Below are 13,281 nucleotides of genomic sequence, written 5' to 3'. Positions count from 1 at the left end.
TCATTGACGCCGAAAAACCCCGGGCGTACCATCGCCGCACCCGGCCGCCATGCGCCGGGGCGGGCGATCCCGCGGCTGCCCGGCGCGGACGCGTCCGCCATCGCCATCGGGCGGAAGGCCGGGTTCCGCCATGGGGCTGGCCAACGGTTACGGGTGCTGGTCGGGACGCGCGAGCGCTACTACCGGGACCCAGTCAACGACTACGGGCGGTATTTCCACGCGAACATCCTCGTCGGCAAGCCCTCCGGGACGTTCCACTGCGCCATCGACGTGGACAGCCACCAAGTGCCCAACGGGGTGCCGTGGCGGGTCGTGTCGTTGTGCCCCTCGGCGCTCAAGGGCGTCGACGCGCTGGGCGAGGGCTGGCACCCGCTCGCGACGGATCCCGTGTCCGGGGCGCTGGATGCGATCCGCAACCGGAGGCTGCGCCTCCCGGCCCGGTGCGCGCGGCTGCTTCCGGCTCTCCCGTTTCCCTGGCCCCGCCTGCCCCTCCCGCCCCACCGGCCGTTCCTGGAGCTGCCGTGGAAGTCGGGGGTCAGCACCGACGCGCTGGCGGACCTCGAACCGTTGGTTGCCCGCGCCCGGAAGGTGCTGGTCTTCGGGGAACCCCTCAGCGACGGCGGACTGGGCGTCCACAACATCCACCAGAACCAGGGCGACCCGGTCGGTTCCCAGTTCGCCGCCGAAAACGGCATCTGGCAGGACGGCGCGACCATCATCCAGCTCGAGGACGGATGCTGGCGGGGCTTCTTCAACAAGTTCTCGACCCAGGCCGACAGGACCGACGGCAACGGGCGGCCGCTGCCCTGATACCGGTTCGGACGCCGGCGCGGACAGCCTCGGCCTCAGGGTGCGGTGGAGTGGACCGTGAACGGTTCGCGTTCCAGGGAGCAGGCCCCGGCGACCTTCAGCGCTGCCTCGTTCAGGGGCGCGAATCCGCCGCCCAGGTCCACGCTGTCGCCGACGTCGTAAGTGGTGTTTCCGATGCGCAGGGACGGGACGTCCCCGTCGAGAACGGTGGAGCCCGCAGGAAGCACCAGCCAGTTCGAGGTCCCGGTTGCGTCAAGGACCTCGAAGCAGCCTCCCGGGCCCAGGACAAGTGAACCCGTCAGCTCGGCGGTCGCCGAGTTGCCGGTGGCTGCCTCCGTGCTCACAACCGCGGAGTACCCGGCCTTGGAGGTGGAAAGGATGACGCCCGCCTGCTCCGGTGCGGAGCAGCCGGACAGGATCAAGGCCAGCGGCAGGACGGCACCGGCGAGGGCCAGGGAGCGGAGCCTTGCCGCGGAAAAGACCGTGCCGGCACGGGTCGTTTGCGTCATGCCCACCATCCTATTCCGGCGCCGCGGCGCCGGCCGGTGTCAGCCGGCCAGTTCACTGCTGATCTGCGCGGCGCGGGCGGCGGCGGCCGCGGTGGCGTGCGCCATGATCTGCGGCAGGCCCTCGGCGTCGAAGGTCGCGATGGCGCGCTCGGTGGTGCCGTTGGGGCTGGTCACGGCCCGGCGCATGGCCGCGGGGTCCGCCTGCGGGTCGGCAAGCATCTTGCCCGCCCCGGAGACCGTGGCGCGCGCCAGGTCCATGGCCAGGGCCGGGTCCAGGCCCAGCTCGACGCCGGCCTTCGCCATGGCCTCGACCAGGTAGAAGGCGTAGGCGGGTCCGGATCCGCTGATCGCCGAGACTGCGTTCTGCTGGGATTCGGGCACCACGTGCACGATTCCGGAACCGGAGAGCAGCTGGACCACCTCGGCCAGGGCCTCGGTGGTGACGGTGTCCCCGGCGCTCAGGCCCACGGCGCCGGCGCCGACCATGAGCGGGGTGTTGGGCATGGAGCGCACGATCGGCTGGCCCGGGTTCAGGTGCTCCGCCATCATGTCGATGGTGATGGCTGCGGCCACCGAAACGACCACTGCCTGCGGGGAGAGCGAATCCCTGATCTCGTCGCAGAGTGCCTGGATGCCCACCGGCTTGACGCCGAGGAAAACGATGTCGGCACCGGCAACCGCGTCCTTGTTGGCCTCGGGGTTCTCGGAGGCGACCAGCACGTTCACGCCGGTGTCCGCGCGCAGGGCCTGGGCTCTGGCATCGGAGCGGACCGTCGCGTTGACGGCTTCCGGGTTGTGGCCCGAGGCGATGATGCCACGCAACACCGCCCCGTTCATGGAACCGGTGCCAAGGAAGGCGAGTTTGCGTTCGGTCGGGGAGGCGGAGGCAGGCGCAGAAGTCATGTGGACCATTCTGTCACGGGCGCGCGGGCTGGATCGAGCTGGCTAGATCGAGTGGGTTCCTGCCTCGGCCGGCTTGACGACGGGTGCCAGGTGGCGGCGGGCGAACTCCAGCGTCTCGCCCAGCCAGGCTTCGCGCTCCCCCGCGCCGCGGGCCTTGCGGGTGGAGACCTCCACGGCAACCACGCCGTCCCACGCCGAATCGCGCAGGAACTCGATGGCCTCGACGACCGGCTGGGTGCCCTGGCCGGGCACCAGGTGTTCGTCCTTGCCGTTGTCCTTGCCGTCGCACAGGTGCACGTGGCTCAGCCGCTGGCCGAGGTCGCGGAACGCCGTCGCCGAGTCCATGTCGGCGATCGCCGAGTGGGAGAAGTCCCAGGTGACGAACTCGTAGGGCTCGGGGATCGGGTTCCAGTGCGGCAGGTACATCTTGGCCTCGCGTCCGCGTGCGCGCCACGGGTACATGTTTTCGACGGCGATCTTCACGCCGTACTGTTCCATGATCCGGCGGATGCCGCTGGCGAATTCCGTGGCGTAGGTGCCCTGCCAGCGGAAGGGAGGGTGGGCGACGACCACGTCGCAACCCACCTCCACGGCCATCGCCGCGGAGGCCTCGATCTTGTTCCAGGCGGTCCCCCACACCTGCTGGGTCAGCAGCAGCGTGGGCGCGTGGATGGCCATGATGGGCTGCTCGTAGCGTTCGGCCAGGCGGTTGAGCTGGGCGGCGTCCTGCGAGATCTGGTTTCCGGTGACCAGCACCTCGATCCCGTCGTACCCCAGGTCGTGGGAGACGGCGAAGGCGTCGTGCACGTTCAGCGGGTAGACCGAGGCGCTCGAGAGGGCAACGGGGATGGGGGCTTTGCTGTTGTTGCTGGACTCGACCATGGACGTGGCCCCTTATCTTTGGCTAACGAACGTTGCTGCCCTGGGACATCGAAATCACCGAGGATTTGCCCAGTGCTACCTCTCCGACTCCCACGCTACTACTGAGTGGGGCGCTGGAGTCAAAAAGGACATGCTCAAAGCGCCGCAGCATCAATCCTTCGCGCAGCGCCCACGGGCAGATGCGCAGGGACTTGATCTTCAGGGCGCTCATGGCCTCGAGTGCGACGATCGCGCCGGCCAGCAGCTGCGGGGCGCGGATCGCCGAGACTCCGGGAAGCTCGGCGCGTTCCTCCCAGTTCATGGCGGTCAGCCGGTTGGTCCAGAGCTTCAGCGAGTCGGCACGCAACACGCGCTTGACGTAGGGGCCGTCCGCGCTGGGGGCCGCACCGGTGATCCGGGCCAGCGACCTGAAGGTCTTCGAGGTTCCGGTGACCAGCGTGGGCTTGCCGAACTGGCGAAGCTCCGCGACGGGGTCGGCCAGCAAGTCGCGCACGTGGTTGCGCAGGGCCTTGACCTCCTTGATGGAGGGCGGGTCATGCGGCAGCCATTCGCGGGTCAGCCGTCCGGCGCCCAGCGGCACCGAGTGGGCGAGGGTCGGGAACTCGTCCTGGCCCAGGGCCATTTCGAAGGACCCGCCGCCCATGTCGAGGTTCAGGATGGCATCCGAGCTCCAGCCGAACCAGCGGCGCACCGCGTAGTACGTCATGCCGGCCTCCTGCTCGCCGGTCAGCTCGGTCAGCCGCACGCCGGTTTCGCCCACGACGCGCTCCAGGACTTCCTCGCCGTTTGCCGACTCGCGGATGGCCGAGGTGCAGAAGGCCAGCAGGTCCTCCGCATGGTGGTTGGACGCGAATTGCGCGGCCTCGTGCACGAAGTCCAGCAGCTCGGCCTGCCCGGCCTCGTTGATGGCGCCGTTCTCGTCCAGGTACTGCACCAGCGACAGCGGCCGCTTGTGCGAGGCGAAGGGCACCGGGCGGGCGCCCGGGTACGCGTCGACCAGCAACAGGTGGACCGTGTTCGACCCGATATCCAGTACGCCCAGCCTCATGGTGTGCCCCTCGCCTTGTGTTCCGCCGCGCCGTGGGCGCGGCTACTTGCTCGTCTTGGCGGCCGCTGCCTTTTTGGCGGGAGCCTTCTTGGCCGGCGCCTTCTTGGCGGTGGTCGTCGTCGCGGTCTTGCGCTTCACCGGGCCCTTGGCGCGCTTGTCCGCCAGCAGCTCGATGGCGCGCTCGCGGGTCAGCTCCTCAAGGGTGGTGTCGCGCGGGATCGTGATGTTGGTGATCCCGTCGGTGATGTACGCACCGAAGCGGCCCTCCTTGACCACGATGTTCTTCTCCGAGACCGGGTCCGGGCCGAATTCGGCCAGCGGCGGCACCGCGGCGCGGGCGCCACGGACCTTGGGCGTCGAGTAGATCTCCAGGGCCTGCTCCAGGGTGATCGTGAAGATCTCCTCTTCGCTGCCGATGGAACGCGAGTCGCTGCCCTTTTTCAGGTACGGGCCGAAGCGGCCGTTCTGCACGGTGATCTCTTCGCCCTCGGCGTCGGCACCCAGCACGCGCGGCAGCGAGATGAGCTTGAGCGCATCCTCGAGCGTGACGGTCTCGACCGTCATCGACTTGAAGAGCGAACCGGTGCGCGGCTTGGCCTTGGTCGGCTTCTTCGGCGGCTTCGGCTTGCCGTTCTTGTAGTACTCGACCGGCAGGGCCGCGAGTTCCTCTTCGGTCGGCTCCACGATGACCTCGGTGACGTAGGCGCCGTAGCGCCCGTCCTTGGCCACGATGGTGCGGCCGGTTTCCGGGTCGACGCCCAGCACGCGCTCGGAGGGGCCCTGGTTTTCCATGAGCTCGATGGCCTTTTCGGCTGTCAGCTCATCCGGTGCCAGGTCCTCGGGAACGTTGGCGCGCTGCGGCTCGGTGCCCTCCGGGGCGTCGGCCGGCAGCGGCTTTTCCAGGTACGGGCCGAACTTGCCCACGCGCAGCACGATGCCCGGGGCGATTTCGATGGAGTTGATGGCGCGGGCGTCGATGTCGCCCAGGTTCTCCACGACGGACTGCAGGCCGGGCTCGCCGGATTCCTCCGAGCCGAAGTAGAAGTCCTTCAGCCAGGCGCTGCGGCCGCGCTGGCCGTGGGCGATCTCGTCGAGGTCGTCCTCCAGGCGCGCGGTGAAGTCGTAGTCGACGTACTTGGCGAAGTGCTCCTCCAGGAGGCGCACCACCGAGAACGCGATCCAGCTCGGCACCAGGGCGCCGCCGCGCTTGGTCACGTAGCCGCGGTCCATGATGGTGGAGATGGTCGGGGCGAACGTGGACGGGCGGCCGATTTCGCGGGCCTCCAGCTCGGCGACGATCGAGGCTTCGGTGTAGCGGGCCGGCGGGGTGGTCGTGTGCCCGATGGCCTCGACGCCGGTGCCTGCCAGAGGGTCGGAGACCTTCAGCTGCGGCAGCCGCGCTTCCTCGGCTGCTTCCGCCGCCTCGGCCTCGCGGGCCGCGTCGCGGCCCTCCTCGTAGGCGGCCATGAAGCCGCGGAAGGTGATCACGGTGCCGGAGGCGGAGAACTCCGCGACCTGTCCCGTGGTTGCCGTGCCGGCCAGCTTGATGGTGGCGGTGAAGCCCTTCGCGTCGGACATCTGGGAGGCGACGGTGCGCTTCCAGATCAGCTCGTAGAGGCGGAACTCGTCGGCCGAAAGCTGTGCACGCACCGTGGCGGGGCGGCGGAAGGAGTCGCCGGCCGGGCGGATGGCCTCGTGGGCTTCCTGCGCCGAACCGGACTTGGCCTTGTAGACGCGCGGCTTCTCCGGCACCGATTCGGTTCCGTAGAGTTCTGCTGCCTGCTTGCGCGCCGCGTTCACTGCCTCGTTGGAGAGGAACACCGAGTCGGTACGCATGTAGGTGATGTAGCCGTTTTCATACAGGCGCTGGGCAACCTGCATAGTCGACTTGGAGCTCCAGCGCAGCTTGCGGGAAGCTTCCTGCTGCAGCGTCGAGGTGGTGAAGGGCGCGGCCGGGCGACGGGTGTACGGCTTCTCGTCGACGTTGGTGACGGCGAAGTCGACGTCGGCGAGGCCGGCGGCAAGTTCGGAGGCCTTGGCTTCGTCCAGGTGCGCGACGGCACCCGACTTGGGGCTCTTCAGCTCGCCGCGGTCGGAGAAGTCGCGGCCGGTGGCCACGCGGGCGCCGTCGACGGACGCCAGCTTGGCGCCGAAGGTTTCGCCGTTGGCCGTCGAGAAGGTTCCCGTCAGGTCCCAGTAGGAGGCGCTGCGGAACGCCATGCGTTCGCGTTCGCGCTCGACCACCAGGCGGGTTGCCACGGACTGCACGCGGCCGGCGGACAGGCCGCGGGCCACCTTGCGCCAGAGCACCGGGGAGATCTCGTACCCGTAGAGGCGGTCGAGCACACGGCGGGTTTCCTGGGCATCGACGAGGTCGGTGTCCAGTTCCCTGATGTTCTCCATGGCACGGTTGATGCCCTCTTGGGTGATTTCGGTGAAGGCCATGCGGTAGACCGGGACCTTGGGCTTGAGCACCTGGAGCAGGTGCCACGCGATGGCTTCGCCTTCGCGGTCCGCATCGGTTGCGAGATAGAGGGCGTCGGCGTCCTTGAGCTTGGCCTTCAGCTCGGCGACGCGCTTCTTCTTGTCCGGGTAGACCACGTAGTACGGCTCAAAGTCGTTGTCGATGTCGACGGCGAACTTGCCCAGCGAAGTCTTCTTCAGTTCCGCCGGCAGCTCCGAAGGCTGCGGCAAATCCCGGATGTGTCCCACCGAGGCGTCGACTTCAAAGCCCTCGCCCAAATACTTGGCGATGGACTTGCTTTTTGCCGGGGACTCCACGATAACGAGTTTTTTTCCGGTCTTTTCTTTGGCCTTGGCGGGCACAGTACTCCTATTAGCAACCAGTGGTGCGTCAAAGTGGGCGCACAGCACATTCCCTGCTCTAGGTTAGCCGCATTCTGGCGAACCTAGGCAAGTGCCCGCCGGAAAGCGGGCGTTTTTCCGGTCCGTGAGGGCCCCCCGGAGTCTTATTCGTCCCGGATTTCCGGCAGGAAGGAAAGCATGTAGTAGAGGCGTTCCCCGTCGACCCCGCGTTCCTCGGGTTCGGCCTTCGCTTCGTATTCATAGAGCAGGTTGTAGACCCGGGCGATGAATTCCTTGCGATGCTTCTCCGAGAGGAAGACCATGCCGGTGGTCAGCATCGGGGCGCGGTCCGGATCCGGCATGATGCCCGCGATGCGTTCTTTGTCACGGCGGGCGATTTCCGCCGAGAGCCTGTCCCTGAACGCATTGAGCTGCACGTTCAGGTAGGCGTTTTTGGCCGAGGCCGAATCGGCGAGCGATCCGAGCACCAGCTCGTCTCCGGCAGCCTTCCAGCGGCGCTCGCGTCCGTCGCCCTCGCTGGCGGCCCGGATGACGTAGCCGTATTTCTCCAAGGCACGCAGGTGGTAGCTCATGGCGCTGGGCGTGAGGTTGCAGCGCGAGGCAAGCTCTGTGGCGGTTCGCGTCGACTGTGACGCGAAAAGCTCCTCAAGTACGGTAAGCCGCGCTTCATGAGCGAGCGCACGAATGGCTTGCGGGTCGCTAATCGTCACCGATTTGACGGGCATGTGGGTGACCGGCGCGCTTTTTGCCGCGTCGTCCCCGGAGGTGTTCTGGCTCATGTGAAAAAACTTTAGCGGTTGTTTCGCATCTCCAACAGAAAGCCCCGTCTAATAAGTCGTATTACCCCTTCATTAAGTCGCGCGGAAAATTCCGGGTCGCCCTCGCCGAGCAGCGAATCAAGGGCGCCGACCAGTGCCGAGACGCTCAAATCCCCGTCGCAGGCCGAGACGAACCCGGCCAGGGCCGTGTCCATGAGTTCTGTGCGGCGCAGGCCCGCACCCTGGCGCAGCAGGATCACCCCGGGGTGCTCGGCGCCCGGGCGCTGGTGGCGTTCCTCGGTGACGTCCTCGGCAACGAGCAGGTGCACATCCCCGAGGGTTTCAAGGTCAAGCGCGTCGGCGGTTTCGATGGCCCGGCCCAGGTACGGGCCGATGGGCTGTTCGATCGGGTAGGTGATCTCCTCGTACAGCCGGCCCACCGGCTGCTTCGACGCATCGGCCGGGCGGCGCAGCCACACCATGCCGAAGCCGATGGCCGCAACGTCTCGGGAGGCGAAATCCTCAAGGTACGCGCCGTACTGGTCCGCGAAGGCCTTCTGGTCGCGGGACTGGGAGGCGTCGCGCAGCCAGGTTTCGGCGTACTGGGTGGGGCTGACCGATTCGCGCTGGATGAACCAGGCCTCGGTGTCCTCCGTGAGCCAGGAGCGCGGCCCGGCGCTCCACTCGAGCCCCGCCTCGGGGTCCGCGGGCTCCGTGATCTCCCAGTTTGCGAGCATCTGGGCGGTTCCGCCGGGGGCCAGGATGCCGGGCAGGTCCCGCACCAGCGTTGCCACCAGCGTGTCGCCGGGCATTCCGCCGTCGCGGTAGGTGAAGCGGTCGTCGGCGTTTTCATCGGCCCGGCGCGGGGTGATGACAAACGGGGGGTTTGAAACGACCAGGTCGAACGTCTCCCCCGCCACCGGTTCCAGCAGGCTGCCCAGGCGCAGCTGGACCCGGTCCTCGAGGTTGGCCGGATCGATCCCCAGCGCGCGGTGGTTGAGCAGCAGGTTGAAACGGGTGAAACCCAGGGCGCGTTCGGAGATGTCGGTGGCGACGACACGGCGCACGTGCGAGAGCAGGTGGAAGGCCTGGATGCCGCAGCCCGTTCCCAGGTCCAGCGCGGTCTCCACCTGCGGGCGGATGGTGGTTTGGGCCAGCGTCAGCGATGCCTGCCCGATGCCCAGCACGTGGTCGTGGCGCAGCACGCCGGGGCGCTGGTGCGCGCCAAGGTCGCTGGCGACCCAGATCTCCGCGTCCGCGTCCGAGGCGTGCGGGCGCAAGTCCACGAGGGCATGCCACCTTCCGATGGCCCCCGGAGCGGCTTCGAGCAGACCCAGTTCAACCAGGCCGGACAGTCCGAGTGAGGGGAAGGCCTCGGCGATGTCGGTTTCGGTGGCCTCGCCGCCCAGCATGAACAGGCCGAGCATGGTGCCCAGGGCCGTCGGCCGCGGCAGCGAACCGAGCAGGCGCAGTGCCGGAATCAGCTGGTCCCGCAGGAGTGCCTCGTGGGCCACCTCGCCCAGGAACTCGATGATTGCCTCGTGGGCGAATTGCCCTCGCTCCAGGTCTTGGGCGAATGCCGCCAGGAGTTGCGGGTCGTCGCTGCGCGGGGCGTCGGGAACGTGGGCGTAGTTTGCGGTGGAAGTCACGCCCACAAGTCTATCCAGCCCGGGTAAGGCCAGATGGAAAGAACCTAAAATGGAATCCATGATTGAGGTCACCACCACGCATTTGCAGCAGCTCTCCGCTTCGGAGTTGGTTTCGTCCTCCCGCCCGTTGCCGGACCACGCCAGGATCGAATTGGCGCCGGGGATCACCCCGGAGTTCAGCAAGTTCCTCTACCAAGGGGTGGGCAGCGAATGGAACTGGGCGGACAGGCTCACGCTGACCCGAGCCCAATGGGATGCCTTGCTGCGCACGCCTGGCACCGAGACCCATGTCCTCTATGTCGACGGGGCGCCCGGCGGCTACGTGGAGCTGCTGGCCCGTTCCGCGAACGGGGGCACCGAGGTTGAAATCATGTACTTCGGCCTTTTCCCCCAGTGCATCGGCCAGGGGCTGGGCGGGGCACTGCTCACGGAGGGCATCGCCCGCGCTTGGGACATCGATACCCGTTGTGAAGGTTTCGCACCGGTGACACGCGTCTGGGTCCACACGTGCTCCCTCGACGGCCCTGCCGCGATCGCCAACTACGAGGCACGCGGCCTCAGCGCCTTCCACACCGAGACCGAAATGCTGGTTCCCGGCGACGGAACCGCCGGGATGTGGCCGGCGGGCTAACAGCCGACGGGTTGCCGACTGATACCCACCCGCCTATTAGCAAAAGTCTTATATTGGCGCGGGTATTAGCAGTATCCTCTTTCCATGAGATCGATTGATGTTGTCGTCCCGGTCATCATGGACATCGTGGACTCGAGAAAGCTCGCGGACCGCGAGTCGGCCCAAGCAGCCATCGAGTCCGTCTGCGCGCTGGTCGAACGGCACCGGCCCGCGCTCCAACCATGGCAGGCCACCGTCGGGGACGAATTCCAGGCGGTGTATCCAACACTGAACGAGGCCTTGTGCGCGACGGCCCTGCTGCGCCTGAGCTTGCCCGCGGACATCGACTGCCGGTTCGGCATCGGCCGTGGATCCATCAAACCGGTCTCTTCGATTTCCGCAGCCCGCATCCAGGACGGATCCGGTTGGTGGGCGGCCCGGGCGGCCATCGATGAAGCAAGGCAACGCGAAAAGGCGAAGAACCCCACGCTTCGTTCCTGGTTCCACGACGCCAAGGCCGGCGACGACCAAACAGCCATCGCCAATGCGTACCTGCTGACCCGCGACCAGCTGATTTCCTCGCTGAACCCCAAGACCCGCCGCTACGCATCCGGGTTGCTCCTGGGCCAAACCCAGAGCTCCATCGCCCGCGCGGAGGGCGTCACCCAGTCCGCCGTCTCCCAGGCACTGAAAAACTCGGGCGCCGGCACGTTGATCGCCGCCATGGAACTGCTCGAAACGGTGCCCGAGCCCCGGAACCGGGTGCAGCGATGATCACCGTGGCACTCCTGCTGGCCATGATCGGCATTGCGGACCTGACCAGGTCGATAGTGCGCGACGGGTCCGGGGGTGAAGACGCCGGCGGCAAACGGACCATGGCACTGGTCATCGGCGCCTTCTGGGCGATCATGCTGGCCTCTTCCATGTTCTTGTTGGGCCTGGGCTGGCGGTGGGCCCTGGCCGCAACGATCCTGGCCGCAGCCTGGCTGGCCACCACCACCAGCCGCGAGAACGCAGCCGCCCCGCTGCGCCTGTGGCCGGCGTTCGGAGTGCTGCTGGGCACCTTCGCCTTCGCCGTCCTTGACACCACGGATCCCTCCGCCGGAACCCCGGCAGGCAACTGGCACGGCACCGTGGCACCGGAATGGATCCGCGGGATTCCGCTGTCATCGATCCTCGTGGCCGTTGGCGTGGGGCTGTTCCTCATCGAAAGCTCGAACATCGTGGTGCGCAGCGCCCTGCGTCCGGGCACCATCCGCCGGCGGGGAGCCAGGGGCGAAGCCCCGGTGCGGCTGCCGGACCTGCGTGGCGGAAGGCTCATCGGCCCGCTGGAACGGCTCGGCCTGCTCACCCTGACACTCGCGGGGATGTTCACCATTGTCGGGGCGTTGATCGCGGCCAAGGGCATCGTTCGGTTCCCCGAAATATCCAACGACGGGGCCACCGGCTCGAAGGCCGAGTACTTCCTGGTGGGCAGCCTGTTCAGCTGGGGCCTGTCGTTGCTGGGGGTCGGGCTCATCCGCATCTCGGGATAGCCCCGCACTGCGGTTTCCGGCCGATGCCGCGCATGCAAACAGGCGGTGTTTCCCCAACATTGTTGGGGAAACACCGCCTGTCGCAGGAGGGAACCGGGGGACTCAGCCATTCGTCGGCGGCGACACCACGTCCGGGCGGTCGCATGCCGAGGCAGCCAAGTTCCTGGCGCCGCCTATGAGAGCGTGATCCAGACGGTCTTGGTCTCCGTCACCGAGTCCAGCTGCTCCGGTCCCAGGTCCCGGCCGAAGCCCGAGTTCTTGAACCCGCCAAAGGGCATCGCCGGGTCGATCGAGCTCTGCGCATTGACATAGACCGAGCCCGCCTTGAGCACCTTTGACAGGCGGTGCACGCGGTTCAGGTTCTGCGAGTAAATCGTTGCGGCCAGACCGTACTGGTTGTCGTTGGCCAGTTCGATGGCCTGTTCCTCGGTGGTGAAGCGCTGGGCCACCAGAACCGGGCCAAAGATCTCTTCCTGGACGATCGTCATCCGGTTGTTGCAGTCGCCGAAGATGGTCGGCTCGATGAAGTAGCCGGTGCGGTCCAGCCGATTGCCGCCGCACAACAGCGTGGCACCCTCGTCGATTCCGGTCTGGATGTAACCCATGACGGAGTTGCACTGGTTTTCGGAGACGACCGGGCCAATGGTGCTTTCCGGATCGAGTCCCGGGCCAATGACCCAGCCCTTGGCGTTCTCGACGAGCTTGCCCATGAACTCGTCGTAGATCGCGTCCTCCACGTACAGGCGGGAACCGGCGTCGCAGATCTGTCCGGCGTTGAAGAAGATGCCCAGGGCCACTTCCTCCACGGCCTTCTCCAGGTCCGAGTCGGCGAAGACCAGGACCGGGGACTTGCCCCCGAGCTCGAGGGTCATCCGGGTCATGTTTTCCAGTGCCGCGTGGCCCACCGATTTGCCCGTGGGCGTTGAACCGGTGAAGGTGACCTTGTCGATCCCCTTGTGTCCGGCCAGCGCCGCGCCGACGGTGGATCCCTTGCCCGTGAGAATGTTGACAACGCCACCGGGGATGCCGGCCTCTGCCACCAGCTCGGCGAAGCGAAGGGTGGTCAGCGAGGTGATCTCCGGCGGCTTCACCACGGTGGTGCAGCCCGCGGCAAGGGCCGCGCCCAGCTTCCAGGCCAGGGTCTGCAGCGGGAAGTTCCACGGCACGATGACGCCCACGACGCCCACCGGTTCCTTGCGGGTGTAGGTGACGTAGTCCCCGGGAAGCCCCGCGGCTTCGCCGCTGCGGCCGGAGATCTTCGAGGCCCAGCCGGCAAAGTAGCGGTAGGTGTCGATGGTGCCCTGGATGTCCATCTCTGCCTCGGCCAGCGGCTTGCCCACGTCGATGGATTCAAGCACCGACAATTCAGCGGTGTTGGCCTCGATCAAATCGGCAAGCTTGTGCAGCAGGCTCTCGCGTTCCAGCGGGGTGAACCGGCTCCAGGAGCCGCCGTCGAATTCGCGGCGGGCGGCGGCAACGGCCTTGTCCAGGTCGGCCACGGTGGCGCTGGCGATGTTGGAGATCGTTTGGGTGGTTGATGGTTCGGTGACGGGCACGGTGGCACCGTCGGAGGAATCCACCCAGGCGCCGTCGATAAACAGCTTGTGTGACCTTGCCAGGAAGCTGCGTACCGAAGCCGGAACCTGGTAGGTGTCAAAGTAGGTTTCAGCGATGTCGATGCTCATCTGAAGTCCCTCTCGGTTTTGTGTTGGAAAAGATGCTGCTTGTGCGGCGTTTTGCATGTGAAGGGC

At 67.1% G+C, this 13,281-nt stretch carries 12 protein-coding genes; 4 read left to right on the top strand and 8 right to left on the bottom strand.

Going from position 1 to position 13,281, the window contains the following annotated elements; genetic code table 11:
• The first annotated feature begins 3 nt into the window (after window positions 1-3).
• Complete coding sequence (locus ACIQLF_RS15665; protein WP_400300280.1) at window positions 4-810, top strand: DUF2278 family protein; 807 nt, start codon at window positions 4-6, stop codon at window positions 808-810.
• 35 nt (window positions 811-845) lie between these two features.
• Here ACIQLF_RS15665 and ACIQLF_RS15660 read toward each other — a convergent pair whose 3' ends face one another.
• From ACIQLF_RS15660 to ACIQLF_RS15630, 7 genes are all read right to left on the bottom strand, one after another.
• Window positions 846-1,319 carry a hypothetical protein gene (locus tag ACIQLF_RS15660; RefSeq protein WP_400300278.1) on the bottom strand — a complete coding sequence of 158 codons (474 nt, stop codon included), beginning with the start codon at window positions 1,317-1,319 and terminating at the stop codon, window positions 846-848.
• Window positions 1,320-1,358: 39 nt separating this feature from the next.
• A complete protein-coding gene (gene proC / locus ACIQLF_RS15655; protein WP_400300275.1) occupies window positions 1,359-2,231 on the bottom strand; it encodes a pyrroline-5-carboxylate reductase in 873 nt (290 codons plus the stop codon).
• A 33-nt stretch (window positions 2,232-2,264) separates the two neighbouring features.
• Window positions 2,265-3,104: a sugar phosphate isomerase/epimerase family protein gene (locus ACIQLF_RS15650; RefSeq protein ID WP_400300272.1), complete on the bottom strand. Its 840-nt coding sequence runs from the start codon at window positions 3,102-3,104 to the stop codon at window positions 2,265-2,267.
• A gap of 22 nt (window positions 3,105-3,126) precedes the next feature.
• Window positions 3,127-4,152: a Ppx/GppA family phosphatase gene (locus tag ACIQLF_RS15645; protein WP_400300269.1), complete on the bottom strand. Its 1,026-nt coding sequence runs from the start codon at window positions 4,150-4,152 to the stop codon at window positions 3,127-3,129.
• A 42-nt stretch (window positions 4,153-4,194) separates the two neighbouring features.
• Window positions 4,195-6,978, bottom strand: coding sequence for a type I DNA topoisomerase (topA, locus tag ACIQLF_RS15640; RefSeq protein ID WP_400300267.1), 2,784 nt, complete (start codon window positions 6,976-6,978; stop codon window positions 4,195-4,197).
• 143 nt (window positions 6,979-7,121) lie between these two features.
• On the bottom strand, window positions 7,122-7,757 hold the full coding sequence (locus ACIQLF_RS15635; RefSeq protein ID WP_400300265.1) for an ArsR/SmtB family transcription factor: 636 nt from the start codon (window positions 7,755-7,757) through the stop codon (window positions 7,122-7,124).
• Window positions 7,758-7,768: 11 nt separating this feature from the next.
• Window positions 7,769-9,445: a methyltransferase gene (locus tag ACIQLF_RS15630; RefSeq protein WP_400300262.1), complete on the bottom strand. Its 1,677-nt coding sequence runs from the start codon at window positions 9,443-9,445 to the stop codon at window positions 7,769-7,771.
• On the opposite strand from ACIQLF_RS15630, the gene ACIQLF_RS15625 reads away from it, so the two are divergent.
• The 3 genes from ACIQLF_RS15625 (at window position 9,435) to ACIQLF_RS15615 (ending at window position 11,530) form a co-directional block, all read left to right on the top strand.
• A complete protein-coding gene (locus ACIQLF_RS15625; RefSeq protein ID WP_400300259.1) occupies window positions 9,435-10,016 on the top strand; it encodes a GNAT family N-acetyltransferase in 582 nt (193 codons plus the stop codon). The genes ACIQLF_RS15630 and ACIQLF_RS15625 overlap by 11 nt on opposite strands.
• A gap of 84 nt (window positions 10,017-10,100) precedes the next feature.
• Complete coding sequence (locus tag ACIQLF_RS15620) at window positions 10,101-10,769, top strand: SatD family protein (RefSeq protein WP_400300256.1); 669 nt, start codon at window positions 10,101-10,103, stop codon at window positions 10,767-10,769.
• Window positions 10,766-11,530, top strand: coding sequence for a hypothetical protein (locus ACIQLF_RS15615; RefSeq protein WP_400300254.1), 765 nt, complete (start codon window positions 10,766-10,768; stop codon window positions 11,528-11,530). Before ACIQLF_RS15620 ends, ACIQLF_RS15615 begins: the two co-directional genes overlap by 4 nt.
• 173 nt (window positions 11,531-11,703) lie before the next feature.
• On the opposite strand, the gene ACIQLF_RS15610 is transcribed toward ACIQLF_RS15615, so the two are convergent.
• Window positions 11,704-13,215: an aldehyde dehydrogenase family protein gene (locus tag ACIQLF_RS15610; RefSeq protein ID WP_400300251.1), complete on the bottom strand. Its 1,512-nt coding sequence runs from the start codon at window positions 13,213-13,215 to the stop codon at window positions 11,704-11,706.
• Window positions 13,216-13,281 lie beyond the last annotated feature (66 nt).

Origin of the sequence: Paeniglutamicibacter sp. NPDC091659, from assembly GCF_044756805.1 — a bacterium.
In the GTDB taxonomy this organism is placed as follows: domain Bacteria; phylum Actinomycetota; class Actinomycetes; order Actinomycetales; family Micrococcaceae; genus Paeniglutamicibacter.
The sequence above is the reverse complement of the archived record's forward strand: the minus strand, read 5'-3'. Positions and strand labels throughout refer to the sequence as shown.